17 protein-coding genes are annotated in these 18,885 nt (G+C 68.9%); 5 read left to right on the top strand and 12 right to left on the bottom strand.

Annotated elements, in window-relative coordinates; translation table 11 throughout:
* The first annotated feature begins 69 nt into the window (after positions 1-69).
* Positions 70-615: a GNAT family N-acetyltransferase gene (locus H4N64_RS42035; protein WP_186287901.1), complete on the top strand. Its 546-nt coding sequence runs from the start codon at positions 70-72 to the stop codon at positions 613-615.
* A gap of 2 nt (positions 616-617) precedes the next feature.
* Here H4N64_RS42035 and H4N64_RS42040 read toward each other — a convergent pair whose 3' ends face one another.
* The 8 genes from H4N64_RS42040 to H4N64_RS42075 all read right to left on the bottom strand — a co-directional run bounded on the left by H4N64_RS42040 (position 618) and on the right by H4N64_RS42075 (position 9,795).
* Positions 618-2,063 carry a TraM recognition domain-containing protein gene (locus tag H4N64_RS42040; protein WP_186287902.1) on the bottom strand — a complete coding sequence of 482 codons (1,446 nt, stop codon included), beginning with the start codon at positions 2,061-2,063 and terminating at the stop codon, positions 618-620.
* Positions 2,064-2,077: 14 nt separating this feature from the next.
* Positions 2,078-3,493, bottom strand: a complete 1,416-nt coding sequence (locus H4N64_RS42045; RefSeq protein ID WP_186287903.1) for an ATP-binding protein — start codon at positions 3,491-3,493, stop codon at positions 2,078-2,080.
* A gap of 6 nt (positions 3,494-3,499) precedes the next feature.
* Positions 3,500-5,059, bottom strand: coding sequence for an SCO6880 family protein (locus tag H4N64_RS42050; protein ID WP_186287904.1), 1,560 nt, complete (start codon positions 5,057-5,059; stop codon positions 3,500-3,502).
* A complete protein-coding gene (locus H4N64_RS42055) occupies positions 5,056-6,375 on the bottom strand; it encodes a hypothetical protein (RefSeq protein ID WP_186287905.1) in 1,320 nt (439 codons plus the stop codon). The genes H4N64_RS42050 and H4N64_RS42055 overlap by 4 nt, the downstream gene beginning before the upstream one ends.
* Positions 6,365-7,177 carry a hypothetical protein gene (locus H4N64_RS42060; RefSeq protein WP_186287906.1) on the bottom strand — a complete coding sequence of 271 codons (813 nt, stop codon included), beginning with the start codon at positions 7,175-7,177 and terminating at the stop codon, positions 6,365-6,367. The genes H4N64_RS42055 and H4N64_RS42060 overlap by 11 nt, the downstream gene beginning before the upstream one ends.
* 165 nt (positions 7,178-7,342) lie before the next feature.
* A complete protein-coding gene (locus tag H4N64_RS42065; protein WP_003991275.1) occupies positions 7,343-7,651 on the bottom strand; it encodes a hypothetical protein in 309 nt (102 codons plus the stop codon).
* Positions 7,652-8,040: 389 nt separating this feature from the next.
* Complete coding sequence (locus H4N64_RS42070; protein WP_186287907.1) at positions 8,041-9,105, bottom strand: hypothetical protein; 1,065 nt, start codon at positions 9,103-9,105, stop codon at positions 8,041-8,043.
* A 96-nt stretch (positions 9,106-9,201) separates the two neighbouring features.
* On the bottom strand, positions 9,202-9,795 hold the full coding sequence (locus tag H4N64_RS42075) for a TetR/AcrR family transcriptional regulator (protein ID WP_186287908.1): 594 nt from the start codon (positions 9,793-9,795) through the stop codon (positions 9,202-9,204).
* A gap of 99 nt (positions 9,796-9,894) precedes the next feature.
* On the opposite strand from H4N64_RS42075, the gene H4N64_RS42080 reads away from it, so the two are divergent.
* Positions 9,895-10,800 (top strand): oxidoreductase, encoded by a 906-nt coding sequence (locus H4N64_RS42080; RefSeq protein WP_186287909.1) that lies wholly within the window; start codon positions 9,895-9,897, stop codon positions 10,798-10,800.
* A 28-nt stretch (positions 10,801-10,828) separates the two neighbouring features.
* Positions 10,829-11,590, top strand: coding sequence for a PIG-L deacetylase family protein (locus H4N64_RS42085; RefSeq protein WP_186287910.1), 762 nt, complete (start codon positions 10,829-10,831; stop codon positions 11,588-11,590).
* Here the strand turns inward: H4N64_RS42085 and H4N64_RS42090 are convergent.
* The 3 genes from H4N64_RS42090 to H4N64_RS42100 form a co-directional block, all read right to left on the bottom strand.
* Positions 11,587-11,931 carry a DUF1330 domain-containing protein gene (locus H4N64_RS42090; RefSeq protein ID WP_186287911.1) on the bottom strand — a complete coding sequence of 115 codons (345 nt, stop codon included), beginning with the start codon at positions 11,929-11,931 and terminating at the stop codon, positions 11,587-11,589. The genes H4N64_RS42085 and H4N64_RS42090 overlap by 4 nt on opposite strands.
* Positions 11,932-12,054: 123 nt before the next feature.
* Complete coding sequence (locus H4N64_RS42095) at positions 12,055-12,714, bottom strand: contact-dependent growth inhibition system immunity protein (protein ID WP_186287912.1); 660 nt, start codon at positions 12,712-12,714, stop codon at positions 12,055-12,057.
* A 23-nt stretch (positions 12,715-12,737) separates the two neighbouring features.
* Complete coding sequence (locus H4N64_RS42100) at positions 12,738-14,849, bottom strand: RNase A-like domain-containing protein (RefSeq protein ID WP_186287913.1); 2,112 nt, start codon at positions 14,847-14,849, stop codon at positions 12,738-12,740.
* A 399-nt stretch (positions 14,850-15,248) separates the two neighbouring features.
* On the opposite strand from H4N64_RS42100, the gene H4N64_RS42105 reads away from it, so the two are divergent.
* Both H4N64_RS42105 and H4N64_RS42110 read left to right on the top strand, forming a co-directional pair.
* Positions 15,249-16,271, top strand: a complete 1,023-nt coding sequence (locus H4N64_RS42105) for an NlpC/P60 family protein (RefSeq protein ID WP_186287914.1) — start codon at positions 15,249-15,251, stop codon at positions 16,269-16,271.
* 204 nt (positions 16,272-16,475) lie between these two features.
* Complete coding sequence (locus H4N64_RS42110) at positions 16,476-17,183, top strand: phosphatase PAP2 family protein (RefSeq protein ID WP_186287915.1); 708 nt, start codon at positions 16,476-16,478, stop codon at positions 17,181-17,183.
* 7 nt (positions 17,184-17,190) lie between these two features.
* On the opposite strand, the gene H4N64_RS42115 is transcribed toward H4N64_RS42110, so the two are convergent.
* A complete protein-coding gene (locus tag H4N64_RS42115; protein WP_186287916.1) occupies positions 17,191-18,771 on the bottom strand; it encodes an FAD-binding oxidoreductase in 1,581 nt (526 codons plus the stop codon).
* Positions 18,772-18,885 lie beyond the last annotated feature (114 nt).

Raw genomic sequence — 18,885 nt, forward strand, 5'->3', positions numbered from 1 at the left:
AAATATTGAGAAACCCCCGTACCGTTTATTCGGTACGGGGGTTTTCTGCGTTCGGCTACGGTATGCGGCATGAGCTACAAGGTCCGTTCCATACACGCCGACGAGTGGCCCCAGGCCAAGTCTCTGCGGCTTGCAGCCCTCCAAGATCCCGTGGCGCATCTCGCTTTCCTGGAGACCTACGACGCAGCCGCAGCCCACCCTGACTCCTTCTGGCGGGAGCGCGCCGCGGGGAGCGCCGAAGGCGCGTCCGACGCGCAGCAGATCATCGCCGAGGGGCCGGACGGGGAGTGGGTCGGGACGCTGACCGTGCTGATGGAGGAGGCCGGGACGACCGACTGGGCCGGGTTCCCCATCGAGCGGAAGCAGGGGCACCTTGTCGGGGTGTTCGTACAGCCCGGGCACCGGGGCATCGGGCTCACCGAGGTGCTCTTCGACGCCGGCCTGGAGTGGGCGTGGGCGCAGGGCGCCGAACGGGTGCGGCTCATCGTGCACGAGGACAATGGCCGGGCGCAGCGGCTGTACCGGAAGGTGGGATTCGAACCGACCGGGATCACTGTGCCATTGCCGCAGGCGCCGGGCGAGTCCGAGCTGGAGTTCGCGATCGAGCGGGAGTAGGGCTATACCGGTAGTTCGTCGTGCGGCCAGCGGGAGCGGGCCTGTTCCCTGGACCGGAGCAGGGCCAGCGTCGGCAGGCCCCGGTCCGCCCCGGTGGCCAGCAGCTCCGGGAGCTGAGGAAGCGGAGCGACGGCCGCGACGTCGTCCAGGACGAGCGTCAGTGGTGGGTCGAGGCGACCGGAGGATGACCGTTCGGCCATGCGCCGGCCGCGCTCGACCACGCTTGAGGCCAGGGCGGTGAGAAGAGGCATCGCGCCCGGGTTCGTGCGGGGATCCTCGATGGATTCGCCCACCACATAAAGCGTGCCCCCTTCGTTCACGAAGGAATCCAAGGCGAGCGCATCAGCTCGGTTGGGTGTGCAGGCCTCGCGGATGTTCACCGTGAACAGGGCGGACAGCGCCCGGGTCGTCAACTGCTGGGCCATGTCCCGGCGTTCGGGGTGTGCGGTGAGTGCGGCTTCCAGTTCGCCGGCGGCACCGGGGGCGGCCTTCGGGCTGGTACGCAGGATGCGGACCGCGTCCTGGAGCTGAGTGCCCTGGGACCAGCGGTGGACGTGGCGGATCGTACGGCCGTCTATGGCTGCGGCGTGCAGGGCGCTGCGCAGGAGCGTTTCCGCCGTGTCCGCCACGGCCTGGTCGATCTTCGCGGTGGGGCGGACCGGGGCGAGCAGCGCGGCCGCTCTCGCCGTCGCCGTCTGCTTGTCCTCACAGCCCGTCGTCGGTGACCAGTGGAGACGGGACGGGGTGTCGCAGAGGTGGGTGGGGTCGTAGAGGTGGACCGGGCCCAGTTTGGCTCTGGCGTCCTTGGTGTCCCGCCAGATCGCCGGGTTGGAGGTGATGACCAGGGCGGGGCCCTCGGCGTCCCGTACGGCTTGGGCCGCGGTGATGTGGCGGGTTTCTTTCGGGGCTACGAAGACTTTCTCCCACGCGGGCAACGGAGTCGCGGGCGCGGGAGCCACCATCTCCTGGACCGGCTCCGGTCTCGGCGCCGGCACCTCATGCTGGACCGGCATCGGCATTGGCATCGGCACAGGAATCGGCTCAGGCTCGGGCTCACGCTCAGACTCCGTCGGCCGTTCCTCCCGCCGCCGAGCCCTGACCGCCCGCCACCGCGCCACCGTGCCCATCACGAACACCGTGAGCACGATCAGCACCATCAACTGCCCGATGAACAGACCCCAGAACAGCCCGTACCCGGAGAGCTCCGTCTCCGGAGTCTCCGGCCAGGCGCCGGTGATGTCGTGGGGGGCGCCGAAGAGGTGGCGCATGGCGAGCGGGGTGCGGGTGAAGATGACGCCGGTCGGCCAGGCGCCGTGAGTGAGCAGGCCCGCCAGGCCCGTCGCCGTCCACACCATCAGGGTCAGGCCGAGGAGGAAGGCGAGTATGCCGACCAGCAGCCCGTCGGGGATGCCGCCCGGTGTCTTCTGCTGCCGGTCGTCTGCGCGCACGCCGTCGCCCCCTTTTATGCCACCGTCGACTCGGAGTCGCCGAGGTGCTGTTCCACGAAGGCCGCCGCCCGCTCCTCCGCCTCCAGCTCGGCGGCGCGCAGGGCGTCGTCAGTGAGCTCGGTGTCGGTGGAGGACTCGGTCATCGCGCGGTCGGTGAAGACCAGCGGGCGTTCGGTCTCGGTGACCAGGTGTTTGACCACCTGGACATTGCCGTTGACGTCCCAAACGGCGATACCGGGGGTGAGCGAGGGAATGATCTCCACGGCCCACCTGGGCAGCCCGAGCACCCGGCCCGTCGCCCTCGCCTCGTCCGCTTTCTGGGCGTAGATCGTCCTGGTCGACGCCATCTTCAGGATGGCCGCTGCCTCCTTCGCCGCCGCCCCGTCCACGACGTCGGACAAGTGGTGGACGACCGCCACGAAGGACAGACCCAGTCGGCGCCCGAACTTCAGCAGCCGCTGGAAGAGCTGGGCCACGAACGGGCTGTTGATGATGTGCCAGGCCTCCTCGACCAGGAAGATGCGCTTCTTCCGGTCGGGGCGGATCCAGGTGTGCTCAAGCCATACCCCGACGATCGCCATGAGGATCGGCATGGCGATGGAGTTGCGGTCGATGTGGGACAGGTCGAAGACGATGAGCGGCGCGTCCAGATCGATGCCGACCGTCGTCGGGCCGTCGAACATGCCGCGCAGGTCACCGTCGACCAACCGGTCCAGTACCAGGGCGACATCGAGTCCCCAGGCCCGTACATCGTCTATGTCGACGTTCATCGCCTCGGCCGACTCCGGCTCGGGATGCCGTAGCTGCTCGACGATGTCGGTGAGGACCGGCTGGCGTTCGACGATGGTCTCGTTGACGTAGGCGTGCGCGACCTTCAGGGCGAAGCCGGAGCGCTCGTCGAGGCCGTGGCCCATCGCGACCTCGATGATGGTCCGGAGCAGGGCCAGCTGGCCTGTCGTCGTGATCGAGGGGTCCAGGGGGTTGAGCCGGATGCCGTGGTCCAGGGCCGCCGTCGGGTCGAGCCGAATAGGCGTTATCCCCAGCTCCTGCGCGATCAGGTTCCATTCACCGACGCCGTCCTCGCCCTGCGCGTCCAGCACGACGACCTGCCGGTCGCGGAAGCGCAGCTGCCGTAGGACGTACGTCTTCTCCAGCGCCGACTTGCCGTTGCCGGACTCCCCGAGGACCAGCCAGTGCGGGGCGGGAAGCTGCTGGCCGTACAGCTGGAAGGGGTCGTAGATATAGCCCTTCCCGGAGTAGACCTCGCGGCCGATGATGACGCCCGAGTCGCCGAGGCCGGGCGCGGCGGTCGGCAGATAGACGGCCTGGGCCTGCCCGGTGGACGTGCGCACGGGCAGCCGGGTCGTCTCGACCTTGCCGAAGAGGAACGAGGTGAAGGCGTCGGTGAGGATGGACATCGGATCCCGCATGCGGCCCTACCTTCGAATGCCGGTGGCGAACGGGAGCGTGTTCACGAAGGCGCGATGGTGCTCGCGGTCGCACCACTCCAGCTTCAGGTACGACTTCCCGGCCGATGCCCGGATGGTCCGCTTGTCGCGGGCCAGGGCCTCCGGGGAGCGGGAGGAGACGGTGATCCAGCCGACGAGGTTCACGCCCGCGGCACCGCTCGCCAGGTCCTCTCCTCGCTGGTCGAGGCGGTTGTGGGCGGCGATGTCACGGGGGTCGACGGTCCGGTTCATCTTGGCGGCGCGGGAGGCCTCCGCCTCGTCGTTCGTCTTCTCCGTCAGCATGCGCTCGATGGCGATCTCGGTGGGTTCGAGGTCCATCGTGACGGCGACCGTACGGATGACGTCCGGGGTGTGGACCAGCAGCGGCGCGAGGAAGTTCACGCCGACCGGGGTCATCGGCCACTCCTTCACCCAGGCCGTGGCATGGCACCAGGGGGCGCGGGTGGAGGACTCACGGGTCTTGGCCTGGAGGTAGGTGGGCTCCATGGCGTCGAGCTCGGCCGGCCAGGCATTACGTTTCGTCATCGCCTGGATGTGGTCGATCGGGTGGTCCGGGTCGTACATGGAGTGGATCAGCGAGGCCAGCCGCCCCTGACCGAGCGGCTGCCGTACGCGGATGTCGGCCTCCTGGAGCCGCGAGCAGATGTCGGTCAGCTCACGCGCCATGACCACGGCGAGCCCGGCGTCCTTGTCGACCTTCCGGCCCTGCTGCGGCCGCGCGGCCCGCGCCATGGCATGGCCCTCGGCGGCCAGTTCGCGGTTGTAGTGCATACACGCGACGAGATACGCCCGGTGCTGCTCACTGCTGGTCGACACCATCGACTGCAACTGGTCGTACGACTGCTGCAGCCACGGCAGCGCCTTGTCGTCCCCGCGTACGGCGACGTCCTTGGCGTGGGCGTCGGGGTCGGCGGGGAGAGTGCGGGCGAGCATCTGGAGCCGGGTGACGAAGCCGTCGCCGTTGGCCACGTGCTTGAGGAGCGTGCCGAAGCGGTCGACGAGGGCTTCCTGGTCCTCGGAGTCGCGCAGGCCGACGCCCGGGCCCTCGATCTCGATGGCGGCGGTGACGGTCCTGCGGTCCGCGTGCAGCAGTACGGCGATCTCGTCGGGCCCGAACGGGGCGGCGAGCCAGGTGATCCGGCCGATGCCGGGCGGCGGGCCGACCTCCACCTCGCGCCCGTCGATCCGGGTGCCCGCCTCCATCGCCGTGGAGCGGTAGACGGTCCCGGCCCGCAGGGTGCGCTTGAAGCTGCGGTTGATCTCGAACCACTTGTAGAACGTCCGGCGCTTGTACGGCACGTAGACCGCGGCCAGCGCCAGCATGGGGAAGCCCATCAGCAGCACGATGCGCAGGGACAGGACGGGGACGAGGAGCCCGCACATCATGCCGAGGAACGCGCCCGCGATGATCAGCGCGATCTCGCCGGTCTCACGATTCCGGCCGACGATCGCGTTCGGCCGGGCGCGGCCGATCAGATATGTACGGCGGGGCGTGACCGGATGGGACACGTGGGACTCGGTCGTCAACGCCCTTCACCTCCCGTGCGGTTGGTACTGCTGTTGCGGGTGTTGCTTGCATGGGGCGTGTTCACCGCGCTGCTGCCGCCGGACCGGGGCGCGGGTGCGGCGGAGGGGACAGATCCGCCGCCTCCGTTCGCGGTGCGGGAGCTGTGCGCGGCGACTCCGCCGGCCGCCTGGTTGGCGGGGCGGGGGCTGCTCGCGGACTGGCCGCCGTTGTTGTCGGCGCGGGCGCTGTGGGTCTTGATGCCCTGCGCGACCAGGGTCGCGGGGGAGCTGATGACGGCCGCGGCCTTGCTCTCGGCGCTCTGCATGATGCGGTTGTTGCGGGAGCCGGCGATCTCGTCGCCGAAGCCCGGGACGAAGCGGTAGATCATCGCCGAGGCGAAGATGGCGAGCAGGATGATCGCGAGGCCGGAGACCACGGCGGAGAAGGCGTCGGGGCCGTCGTCGGCGGAGAGTGCTCCGGCGAGGCCGAGGACGATCACGATGACCGGCTTGACGAGGATGACCGCGATCATGATGCCCGCCCAGCGGCGGACGTGTCCCCACAGGTTCTTGTCGACCAGGCCCGCGTAGACGACGGTGCCGAGGAGGGCGCCGACGTACAGCAGGGCGGCGCGGATGACGAGCTCCAGCCAGAGGACTCCGGCGGCGAGGATGCTCACCAGTGAGACGACGATCAGCATGATCGGTCCGCCACCGATGTCCTCGCCCTTCTCCAGGGCGCCGGAGAAGGTGCCGAAGAAGGCGTCGGTCTGGTCGCCGGTGGTCTTCGCGAGGACTTCGGAGACGCCGTCGGTGGCGGATACGACGGTGTAGAGGATGAGCGGGGTGAAGGCGGACGCGAGCACGGTCAGCCAGAGGAACCCGATCGCTTCGCTGATCGCGGTGGTGAGGGGGACGCCTCGGACGGCTCGCTTGGCTACGGCCAGCAGCCACAGGAGGAGGGTGAGGATGGTCGAGGCCGCGAACACGACGGCGTACTGCTGAAGGAACTTGGGGTTCGTGAAGTCGACGTTCGCGGTGTCCTTCACGGCCTCACTGAGCTTGTCGACGGTCCATGCGGCGGCGTCGGCACAGCCCTTGGCGAGGGAGGAGAGGGGGTCGAGGGTGGAGGTGGGGTCGAGGGAACCTCCGGTGGATCCGGAGCCGCCGCTGTTGTCGCTTTCGCAGTAGTCCTTGGCGGGGCCGCGGATGAGATCGCAGGGGTCATTGCTGTCGGTCGGCTGCGGGGTAGGCGCGGCGACAGCTTGGGTAGCCAGGAGTACGGCGGCAGCTGGTACGCCGGTGACGGCAGCCAGGATGCGGTGGCTAGCGCGCATAGGTGAACCCTCCGAACTCCTCGACGGCCTTCGTCATGTCGTCGGCGGTGGAGGCCCTCTGGTCGCGCCCGACCGGCACCGGTCCGTCCTTCTGCTGGAAGTCGGTGACCTTCCAGTCGTTATCGATCCACTTCAGCTGGTAGGTGGTCGTGTACCAGCTCTCGGTGACCGGGTTGTTCGAGTTGTCACCGGAGAGGCCGAAGAGCGAGGTGTACCAGACCTCGACAGTGGCGGCGTCCGAGCTGGACGAGGTGACTTTGGTGCCGACCGGAACCACCCGTGAGACGAAGGTCTGGCCCTGCGGCGCGGTGCCGTCCTTGTTGAGGCCGATGTTCGTGAGGAACTCCTCGCTGGAGTACGCGCTGTCCAGATCCGCCTGTCGACTCGCGGCCACATCGGGCGCGTAGACAGTGCTGACGATCTCGTGCCGACTGGCGGTCTTGAACATGTCCGCCGACCCCAGTGCTACGGAGTAGTTCGCCGCCGCACTCTGCGCCCCCTGCTCATCCCGCGCGAACCCCGCCTCCACCGGCCGCTCCCCGCTCGCCGCCGTGCTCGAAGTCTGCGGTTTGCCCTCGGCCTTGTCTCCCGATGAGGAATCGTCTCCTCCACGGTTGGCGAACGCGATCGCCGCAATCAGCAGGACGACCACGCCGACCACCGTGACCAGGCTCCGGGACGACGAGCGGCCGCTTCGTCGTGCGCCGCCGTACACGTCGCCGGAGGACTCCGGCAGCCGTGTCCGGGTCTGGCCCGTGCCTCCGTAACCGCCGGAGGACTCCCGCTCGTCTCCGAGACTCATGCCGCGTACGCCCCCTTGCCGCCGTACTGGAAGCCGTTGCAGTACGACGGTAGCCGTGCTGGTTCCCGCGCGGGCGCGGTGTGGTGACTCGACATCAGGGAAACGCAACCTCAGCCGGTGGGCACGACGGGCGGGTGGGAGGGACGGGGACCGGACCGGGCGCGGCTACACGGCCATGCCGTACACGATGGTGAAGAGCGTGCCGAGCGATCCGATGATGAAGACGCCGGTCAGGCCCGCGATGATGAGGCCCTTGCCCTGTTCCGCGCTGAACGTGTCGCGCAGCGCGGTCGCGCCGATCCGCTGCTTGGCGGCGCCCCAGATGGCGATCCCGAGGCAGAGCAGGATGGCGACCGCCATCACGACCTCGATCATCACCTTGGCCTCGTTGCCCAGGCTGCCGAAGGGGCCCCAGTCCGGAGCGATCCCGCCGATGATGGTGTTGATGTCTCCCTTATCGGCCGCAAAGAGCATGTAAGTCACCGCCCCTGTTGGGTAGTTCCACTCCTCTGTCGTGGCGCAGAGGTCAGGCCTCATTGTCGCCGACAATTTCGCTGTCGTATGTCGACTTGGCGTCATTGATTGGCGGGTTTCGTACGAACAGCTTGTCACCGTCTCGCGCCGGGCCCTGTAAGGGGAGCGTGAGGCGGTATACGCGGGGTCGTATCGTCACTCTGTGTATCACGGCATGTTACGCCGGGCAACGAGGTGGGAGCGGAACCTGTCGTGTGGTTCCGTCGTTGACCCCTCTTACGGCTACTTGCCCCGCTCGTACCGTTTCTGACGGCCGGTCGGGTGAGGGGCCGTGGAGATGTTCCCCGGGTGAAGGCTATCTTCCGCACGTCCGGGGCGGGCCGGACGCCCTAGTCGCCCCCGCCCCCGCCCCCGCCGCCGTCACCGCCCCCGCCGTCACCCCCGCCGCTGTCGCCTCCGTCGCCGCCGTCAGAGCCCCAGCCGTCGCTGCCGCCGGGTTCGTTGTCGTCGCGACCCCTGCCGAGGTTGCTGAACCAGGGGCGGTCCCATGCCTCGTCGGGGGCGAACGGCTCACCCTCGGTCAGTCGGCGGCGCTCCGAGCGGAACCGCGCCGAGCCTGTGGTGTCCCCGAGTCCGAAGGTGACGGCGAAGGCGTGTGCCATGACGGCGTCCAGCGGGTCGGGGCTCTCGTGGTGCACCGGGGTCAGGGGCACCAGTACGGCGTCCGGCTCGGGCGTCTGCCTGCGCGGGGGGCGGCTCAGCAGGGCGACACGGCGTTCGTCGCGCAGCAGCCATGAGCTCGTCGCGTTCTCCCGCCGCAGCACCCAGTGCGCCCCGGGGAGCCGTACCTCCACGTAACTCTTCGACTTGCGGAGCTTCCTCCTGAGGACGGGCTCCGCCGTGAGCTCGCCGACGGTCAGGCGCAGGCCCTCGGAGGGGTCGGTGGTGTTCGAGTTGAAGCCGCGGGGCGCTCGGATCCGTACGACGGGGGCGTGCGGGCCCCATACGTCCACGCGCACCAGGTTCCGGTCCACGGCGACCGTGACCGGTCCGGCGGGGCTGGGTGCGTACCGCCGCGCGATCCACAGCGGTACGCCCTGGGCCTGGGCCTGGGCTGCCAGCGCCGCCACCTGCTCGGGGCCACCGCATCGCCGTACCGTCAACTCGCCCAGCTCGCGCGCGAACCGGGCGGTCTGACGGGCCTTCACCGGGGTGGTGGTGCCGGTGACTCGGGTGACCGGGACGACCCCGGGGCCCTCCGGCAGCCGTGTCAGCGGGCGCTCGGCACCGCCGCCGCCGAGCCAGCAGCCGCGCCGGTACGCGTCGGCCATGGCGGCGAGGTTCAGCTCGCTCAGCGGCGTGGTCCGGCCGCCCCTGCGCAGCGCCTCCTCGGTCAGCTCCACGGTCCGCGCCAGCGGATTCCACGACTGCTCGCCATAGAGCACCTGGCTCATGCCGTCCCCCCGTCACTTGTGCCGCTCGGCGGAGAGTCCGCTCCCGCCTACCGAAGTGACTGCCGAGAGGGGCTCTTCAGTTCCCTTTCGGTGTCGTCAGCGGGGCTTGAGGCCATGCAGGAGGGTGTGGACGAGATCGTCGATGCCGGCCAGGGCCGCCTCGGGCGCGAGCATGCCGCCGGCCGCGAAGGAGGCGATGCCGTGCAGGCTCGCGCCAGCGAGGAGGGTGAGGTGGGCGGGGTCTGCCTCGATGATCTCGCCCCGCCGCTGGGCGTCGGCCATGACCCGCTCCAGGGAGCCGACCGTACGGTCGATCGCCGACGCCATCTGCTCGTAGGCATCGGGTTCGTGCTTGCGGGCATACATCAGCTCCAGCAGCTCGGCGTTGTCGAGGGCAAAGCGGAGATAGGCCCGGGCCAGGGCGGTGAGCCGCGGTTCGAGGGGGAGGCCGGGGTCGTCGGCGGCCTTGAGGGTCTGCTCCAGACGGTCGTAACCGGCCAGGGCGAGGGCGTTGAGCAGTGCCTGCTTGTCCTTGAAATGGCGGCCGGGCGCGGCATGGCTGACGCCGGCCTCGCGGGCCAGTTCGCGCAGGGAGAGCGCGGTGACGCCCTTCGTCCGCAGGGTGCGCTCGGCACCGGCGAGCAGGGTGGAGCGCAGGTCTCCGTGGTGGTAGGGGCGGCTGTCGGACATGGGCACATCGTAGCCCGATGTTGACAGCGTCAGCTTTGTTGGCGTCGCCACCATTGTTGTCATTGACATCATTGTTGTCGGCGCCTACATTCAACAGGTATGACCGAGACGCAGAAGTGGAACGCGACCGACCTGCCCGATCTCAGCGGCCGTACGGCCGTCGTCACCGGTGCCAACAGCGGCATCGGTCTCACCGCCGCCCAGGCGCTGGCCGGAGCGGGCGCGCATGTCGTCTTCGCCGTACGGGATCCCGAGCGCGGGCGGGCCGCCGCCGCGACCGTCGGCGGCAGTACCGAGGTGCGGCGCCTGGACCTGGCCGATCTGGCGTCCTTGCGGGAGTTCGCCGCCGCCTGGGACGGCCCGCTGCATCTGCTGATCAACAACGCGGGCGTGATGATGCTCCCGAAGCAGCGGACCAAGGACGGCTTCGAGATGCAGTTCGGCACCAACCATCTCGGGCACTTCGCCCTGACGAACCTGCTCCTGCCGCACATCACCGACCGCGTCGTCACCGTCTCCTCCGGCGCTCACCGCTGGGGCAACGCCAGGATCCGCTTCGACGACCTCGACCTGGACACCGCCTACAACCCGCAGCGCGCCTACGCCCAGTCCAAACTGGCGAACCTCCTCTTCACCCTGGAACTTCAGCGGCGGCTGACCGAGTCAGGATCGACGGTCCGGGCGCTCGCCGCGCACCCCGGCTACTCGGCCACCAACCTCCAGAGCCACGCGGCCAGTCCGGTGGCGCGGGCGTTCATGAAGATCGGCAACCGCTTCTTCGCGCAGGACGACCGTGCGGGCGCGCTGCCGACGCTGTACGCGGCGACACAGGACCTGCCCGGGGCGAGCTATGTCGGGCCGGACGGTCTCGCGGAGATGCGGGGCGCGCCGACGCTCGTGGGGCGGTCGGCGGCGGCCAGTGACGCCGGCGTGGCGCGTCGGCTGTGGACGGCGTCGGAGGAACTTACCGGGGTGGCCTGTCCGTTGGGGGTTCAGACGGCCTGAGTCCCAGATCCCCGGAGGTGGTCGATCGATGCCGAGCCTGCTCGCCGTGTTCGCCCACCCGGACGACGAGTCACTGTTCTCGGGCGGGGTCCTGGCCCGGAACGCCGCCGAGGGCTCTTCTACGGCGGTGGTGACGGCGACCTGGGCCGAGGGCACCCATCGGGGCGCCGAACTCGCAGAGGCCCTCCGCATCCTCGGGCTCTCCGAGAAACCCCGGATGCTCGGTTACGCCGACTCCCGGGTGCCAGAGTCGGCCCCCGGCAGCCCCCGGCTGTGCGACGCGCCGCTGGACGAGTCGATCGGCCGACTGGTAGGGCACATACGGCAGTTCCGCCCCGACGTGGTCGTCACCCATGACGCGTACGGCGGTCTCACCGGCCACGAGGACCATGTGCACACCCACCGCGTGACCGTACTGGCGGTGCAGGCGGCGGGACTTGAGCGGCTGTACCCGGAGGCCGGCGCACCGTGCCAGCCGCGTGCGCTGTATCTGGCGACGCATCCGCACTCGGCGGTCCAGGCGCTGGGCGACTTCGCCGAGGCGGGCAAGGGGATGAAGACGGTGCCGGACGAGTGGGTCACGACCACGGTCGACGTCCGCCCCTGGCTGGAGCGGAAGTGGGCCGCCGTACAGGCCCATCGCAGCGAGGCGGAACGCGGGGCGGCGCCGGGCCTGCTGGCCGCCCTCCCGGCGGAGGTCCGCGAGGGGATCCTCGGCACGGAGTGGTACATCCGCCAGGAGCTGCCGATCCCCGGCGAGCGGACGCCCGAGACGGAACTGACGGCTTAGGAGGACAGGGCGTCCCGCATCGCCTTCGCGGTGGTGGCCGGGTCGTAGTCCTCCTCGACTCCTTCCACCAGGATGATGTCGCCCTCGATGTGCCGGGAGCGCAAGGGGGCGATCTCCCGATAGGCGGGAGAGTCCCACCACCGCCGCGCCTCGGCGATCCCCGGGAAGCCGATCATCACAACATCCCCGACCCAGTCCCCCTCCACCGTCTCGTGCCGCCGCCCATGGACGAGGAAGCGGCCACCGTACGGCTCGAAGGTGGCGCTGATGCGCTCGATGTACTCGGCGATCTCCGAATGCGGGGTGATCTTCCGGAGATGGGCGATGGCGTACGCGGTCATGGCGGACGTCCTTCCGGTCGGGCGCTCGGGCTCCTTACACCGGCGATCGTGTCAGCGGGGCGGGCGGGGGTCGATGACCTGTCAGGTAATGGGCCTACGGCCGATGAGCTGTCTGTGCGGCGTCTATGTCGTGGAGGTGATCCGGTGACGCATGTTCTCAAGCCACCGTCGCAGTTTCATGCCTTTGGGGGGTAGGAGTTCGAGCCCCAGCATGTGTGTCGCCTGCTTGAGTTCCTGGTCCGATTCGACGAGGGCGAGGAACTCGGTGATTTCTTCGGCGACGCGCCCGGATTCCTCTCCGCCCATGTCGCCGACGTAGTCATCGATGGCCTCCTCCCAAGTGGCATACCAGTCAGGGAAGTCCTGGCAGAAATAGGCGCCCAACAGTTGACTCAAGAACGGAAATGTCTCTTTCCATTCCCAGCGGTTCTGTGGCTTCACGAGCGGAACTTGAGAAGGGTCCTGCAGAACCCGATTGATGTAGTCCCTTGCAACGCGCAGGCAGTCTTCTACGCTCATTCCCGCGGGCGGTTGGATGCGTGGCAGCGGATCGACCTCGTCGGCGATCTCCTCCGCGAACAGTCCGACGGCGAGCAGGTCGTCGATCTGTTGAACGGCCCTGGCGCCACGTGCCGGGTCGCGGGCCACGACCCTGAGGTAGGAAGCCAAACCAGGGCCGGGAGCCGCAGCGGTGTCGGAGAACGTGGAACCGTGACGTGCGTACGCTGTCAGCAGATGGTCGATTTCATAGAAGCGCTGCCCCGGTGGGCCGGGCTCAGTCATATGCGACTCCTTGAAATGGGAAATCAGGGAATTGGGTATGAAGTAAGGACTCGGTATCCGGAGGGAGCTGACGGATCGGCTTTAAGGATGACGCGTACGCTGTTGACCCAGGTTGTCGGTTCGCCGTGTGTAAAGTTGTAGCGCGTCAGATAGAGTCCCGTAGGATCATGGAACTCGTGCTCCAGCTCCAATTTTCCCCTCGGGCCCCTGGCTATCCAATCAGAGATCCTCTGCTGATTCCGTAGTTGAATAAGCGTCTCGTCCGTGAAGCGCTGCGCCGCGTTTTCATCGACGTAGCGAGAGACCTCATCCATGCGCGGATTCTCCCGAAGGCGCCTTCTCATGTCGGCGATCGTCTGGTTGACGTGACGGCCAATGGTGTGAGAGCCGTTCTTCCCTTCGTCCCCCTTCACGTCCGCCCGGTGCTGCGGCTTCGTCCGTCCCTTGCGCTTGTTCCTGGGCCACGCGTTGTAGTCCCCACCCGAACCGTTCGAGGCGCCAAGCCCCATGAGAACGAGCCCAGCAGTGCCAAGGACGCCGGCGTTGAGCGCGGCCTCGGCGGTGAGGGCGGTGACTGCTCCGCTTCCGGCGAGGACGAGGCTGCCGGGAGTGAACAGGGCGAGTAGGGAGAGCAGGAGGAGGGCGAAACCTAGGTAGACCAGGAAGGTGTTCAGGGCTTCGAGGAGGTGGAGCGTGCGGACGGCTCTGCCGTCGGGGCCCGCGTCGCCTAATCCGCGCCACAGCAGGAGCACCCCCGTGGTCGCCGACCCCAGCGCGGTTCCGACGCGGAAGCGGTGGGCCGCCAGCGGTTCCCCCAGGGGCTGCGCCGACGCCTGTCGCCAGGTGCGTATCAGGGCGGTGAGCTGGTACGCGATCCAGGCTAGGGCGGCTATGCCGAAGCCCATGAGAATTTTCGGCCCCGCACCGGTGCTGAAGAACTCCTGGAGGCCGGCGGTGGGGGTGAACGAGCCGACGCCCAGGAAGAGGAGTGCGGGGAGCATCAGCACGCACGGGATCAGTAGGAGCCATCGCTCCCGTGAGCGACGGGACCGTCGAACCGCCTTCAGCCAGGCGCGGATGTTCAGGGTCTGCCAGGTGTGCTGGTTGTCGGACGCGTCCATCCGGGCCGTGATCCCTGCGACCACCCGATGTAGTTCTCCGGTGTTGCCGGGCGGCGCCGACGTGGCTGCGTAAAGCAGGGAGCGTCGCAACCTGACGTAGCGAAGGACGATCAGCAGGCTCCACGGCAGGCGCCAGGCCGCGTAGCGCAGAAGCGCCCCCAGGGTGTCGCCGTCGGCGCGTTCGGAGGCGAGGAGTATGCCGGGCACGGTGCGCTTGCCGCGGTGGAGTTGGCGCAGGTCGACGACCATGGCGAGGGCCAGGCACACGAGCGGTGCCGCCCATGCCATGCCGTCCAGGGACTCCAGCCACTGCTTGGCTTCGTCGGAGTGTTCCTGCACGGTGTAGTTGTTCACCGTGTGATGGAGGGCAGCGGCCACGATCGGGAGGACCGAGAACAGGCGCATCCAACCGCGTGTGCGACACAGCAGCCCGACCCCGAAACCGGCCATTGCCGTCCACACCAGGTGCGTGAACGTTTCCGTGACCGTTGGCCCGCCCAGGTCCAGTTGGCTGAACGGCGCCGGTAACCAGGACGTCAACACCTGCCCCAAGCTCGGGACATAGGGCGCGGCCAAGCTGTCGGGGATGATCCAGCCACCGTCGCGGACCATCGCCCGGTCCGCGTCCAGGCCGAACCGGAGCACCGCTTCCAGCAGCCCGAACCCGGCACCCAGCGCCGCGCCCACCACCACGAAGTCGGTCAGCCCCCACTGACGGCGGACCTTCAGACTCAACCCCGCCAGCAGCAACGGGGTGGCCTTGAGTAACTCCTCCACCCAGGGAGCCACTGTGTAGCCGGTGGTGTTCACCACCGTCACCAGTGACTGCCCCGACTGGTCCCTGTAGACACGGGTGTAGGCGAGCTGCACCAACGCCGTCGCCACGCCGCACCCGTACACGCCCACAGCGAACGCCAGCAGCACGGTCGACAGGCGCACCGAGCGCGTCGGCCAGGAAATCGCGAACAGTTGCAGCAGGCCCCAGAGGGCGGCCACTGCCATCACCAACGTCACACCAGGCCCCCGATGCACCGGAACAACAGTCGATTCGCGATTGTGAACGCGATGTTAGGCAGTCAACTCCCGGTCCAGCAAGGGAGTTGTGAGACCTGTGTAAGGCGGCGGCTGCGGGTTCGACTAGGCGCGACGGCTACACGAAGAGCGGCGGGGTCATGAGCGGCGTTCCCTTGCGGTGGCGGCGTTCGTCAGGCGGCTACGCGGGTGGGCGTGGTCTGCTTGAGTTCGTCATGCTGGGCAGCGGTGACCATACGGGCGTACGGGTGGATCTTGCCTCGGGGGCGCGCTCGGTGTCTCCTGCCGTCGGCAGGCCGGCATCTGATCCGGCGTCACAGCCGTCCTGGTTGCGACCGGTTCCGTGTGGGAAGCTCCTAGACTGGCGCGGGTGGACTCCCGGTGGGTGAGGGGCGGTTGACGGTGCGTAAGGCATGGGTCGTGGCGGGTGCCGCTGTCGCGGCGGGGCTCAGCTTCGTGATGCTGCTCGTCGTCGGGGTGTACCTCGTCGCCGGGAACCTTGCCAACGGCGTCGGTGGCGGGGGCAAGGCGCTCGCCAAGGGGGCGGTGCCCGCCGCGTACCAGACGCTCGTGCAGAAGTGGGGCAACCTCTGCCCCGCCATCAACCCGGCACTGCTCGCCGCCCAGCTCTATCAGGAGAGCGGCTTCAACCCGAAGGCGCAGAGCCCGGCCGCGGCGCAGGGGATAGCGCAGTTCATCCCCGGCACCTGGGCCACCCACGGCATCGACGGCGACGGTGACGGCGACCGCGACGTCTGGGACCCGCAGGACGCGATCCCCTCGGCCGCGTCGTACGACTGCGAACTCGCCTCCTACGTCAAGGATGTGCCGGGCGACGCGACGAAGAACATGCTCGCCGCCTACAACGCCGGGGCGTACGCGGTCATCAAGTACGGGGGCGTGCCGCCGTACAGCGAGACCCGGAACTACGTGAAGACGATCACGACGCTCCAGGACAGCTTCGCCGCGCCCGTCGGGCGGGTCGATCCCTCGAAGCAGGCCGCCGGGGCCATCTCCTACGCGCAGAAGAAGCTCGGGACGCTTTATCTGTGGGGTGGGGACGGGACCGCCGAGGACGGGGGGCGGTTCGACTGTTCCGGGCTGACCAAGGCCGCGTACGAAAGTGTCGGGATTTCGCTGCCGCGTGTCGCGAACGATCAGTACAACGCGGGGCCGCATCCGGCCAGGGACGAACTGTTGCCCGGGGACCTGGTGTTCTTCTCGGACGACCTCACCAACTCCCGCGCCATCCGGCATGTGGGGATTTATGTCGGTGGCGGGTACATGATCGACGCCCCGAGAACAGGTGCTGTGATCCGGTTCGACCCGATCGACACCCCCGACTACTTCGGGGCCACCCGGGTCACCGAAGATGGCGCGAAAGCGCTCCCCACCGAGGTGTAGACGCAGCGTGAACCCTCCCCCTGAGCTGCGGTGATGTGTCTCTCTTCGATAACGTCTGCGTGATCATTCAGTGGAGTGTGGAACGTATCAGCAGGGGCCGTGCGTTCCTGATGGCGTAGCCCAGCGCGGATCTACAACCACGGGGGTGGCACAGCGGCGCGCGCACCGGCGTGCCGGGAGAGACGACGAAGGGGCCGCAGCACTATGGCTGGACTCGCCGCATCCGGGTCGAATCCCGACGTCGAGCTGCTCTACGACATCAATGGCCTGGCCAAGGACACGCCGCAGTGGTTGGACCGGGTCATGGAGTACGTCGGTGAGTTCGGGCTGCTCATCGCCATGGTGCTGCTGGTGCTGTGGTGCTGGTGGTCCGTGCGGCGGCGGGGCGGGGAGGATGCCGCCTCGTCCGTTGCCGCGCTGATCTGGGCGCCGCTCGCCGCCGGTATCGCTGTGCTGGTGAACGTCCCGATACGGGGCTTTGTGGAGCGGCCTCGGCCCTTCCTCGACCACCAGGGGCTGGACGTCCTGGTCTCCGGCAAGACCGACTTCTCCTTCGTGAGCGACCACGCGGCGATCACCATGGCCATGGGCGTCGGGCTGTTCGTCGCCAACCGCAAGTTCGGGCTCCTCGGGATCGGTCTTGCGCTGCTTGAGGGCTTCTGTCGTGTGTATATGGGCGTGCACTACCCGACGGACGTCATCGGTGGGTTCGCGCTCGGCACGGCCGTGACTCTGCTGCTGTCCCCGGTCGCCTCGGCCCTGCTGACGCCGTTGATGAAGGCCGTCGAGCGGTCGCCGCGTGCCGGGTGGCTGATCCGATCACGCAAGGTGTCGTCGTACGACGGCCAGGGCGCCCTTCTCCCCGGGGCGCGCACGGAGACCGACGCCGCGGAGCGGGACCTGGCCGCCTGAGGGCCGTTCACAGTGCCTGGGGGTAGGTGAAGAACCCCTCCGGGTCGTACTGCTTCTTCAGCTGGGCGAGGCGGGGGGCCGCGCCTCCGTAGTACGCCTTGCGCCAGTTCCTCAGGCTCGGGTCGGTGTAGTTCTGGTAGGCCGCGCCCGACGCGTACGGCTTCATCGCGGTGTGGGCCTCGGTCAGCCAGGACTGGGCCGTGGTGCCGCTCGTGCCCGCCCGCCAGGCGGCGATGTACTGGGCCAGCATGCGGGAGCGGCGGTGGACGAACGCCGTCGCCGTGGGGTCGACGCGGTTGACGGCACCACCGAGGGCGGTGAGGGCGACGCTGCCGGAGCCGCCGCGGACCGACTTCATCTTCGTGAGCAGGGTCTGGATGCCGGCCGAGGAGATCGAGCGGTCGAAGAAGTCCGACTTCGCGGCGTACGTCTCGCGGTGCAGGGCGCCCTGCGCGGAGCGGCCCGGGGTGGCGCCGGGGAGGTGGCACTGGGCGTCCGTGGTGAAGGAGGAACAGCCGGCGTAGAGCTCCATCGACTCCTCGTAGGAGCGGCGGCGCAGCGAGACGCTGGTCGCGGGGGCGCCGATGCGGTCGGCGAGGCGGTCGACGGCGTTCTGGAGTTCGCCGTAGGTGCCGAGGGAGAAGGCGGCGACGGAGACGGTCGGGGTGCCACCGGCGGCGTTCGCCAGGTGGAAGGACGACCAGATCTCGTCGGGCTGGGTGGGGCCCCACGCCTGCCAGGCCTTCAGTGCGGCGGCTGCCTTCGACCAGGGCCAGGACATGTACGCCGTGACCGCCTGGGGGGCGGGGTGGGTCTTGAACTGGAGCTCGGTGACCACGCCGAAGTTGCCGTTGCCGGCGCCGCGCAGGGCCCAGAACAGGTCCTTGTTCGTGGTGGCGTCCGCGGTGAGTTGTTTGCCGTCCGCGGTGATGATCGTGGCGCGGGTGAGGCTGTCGCAGGTCAGGCCGTATGCCCGTGATACGACGCCGTGGCCGCCGCCGAGGGTGAGGCCGGAGACGCCGACGGTGGGGCAGGAGCCGGCAGGGATGGTGACGCCCTTCGCCGCGAGTGCTCGGTAGACGTCGATGAGTTTGGCGCCGGCGCCGATGACTGTGGCGCCGCCTTGGGTGCGGATCTTGTTGAGCCTGGAGATGTCTACGACCAGGCGGCCGTTGCCTGATGACCAGCCCGCGTAGGAGTGGCCGCCGTTGCGGATCGCCACGTGGAGGTTGTTCGCGTGGGCGTAGGTGAGGGCGGTGCGGATGTCGGCCTGGTGGGCTACGTAGGCGATGGCCGCGGGCTTCAGGGTGTCGAAGCGGGTGTTGTAGAGCTGGCGGGCGGTGGTCCAGGCGGTGTCGCCCGGGCGGATGAGCTCGCCGTCGAGGTCTTGGGCGAGGGCGGACCAGGGGGTGGGGGTGGTGGCGCCGGTGGTGCGGATTCGGGGGTGGGAGGCGGAGGTTGTCGAGCGGGTGTTGTTGGCCTTCGTGCCGGTGCCGGTGCCGGTGCCGGTGCCGGTGCCTGTGCAGGCGGCGGTTGCCGTTGCCGTGAGCGCGGCTGGGCCGCCGGCGATGAAGGTACGCCGTTCCATGTCGCCTCCCGTGGGTTACGTGGAACGAGACGGGGTGGTGGGGGTGGGGGTTCCATGCGGGCCGCACCCAGCGGTGTTTTTCGCCCCCGCCGCCCCTACCCATTCCCGTCCCCT

Source organism: Streptomyces cupreus (assembly GCF_014257025.1).
GTDB classification, from domain to species: domain Bacteria; phylum Actinomycetota; class Actinomycetes; order Streptomycetales; family Streptomycetaceae; genus Streptomyces; species Streptomyces cupreus.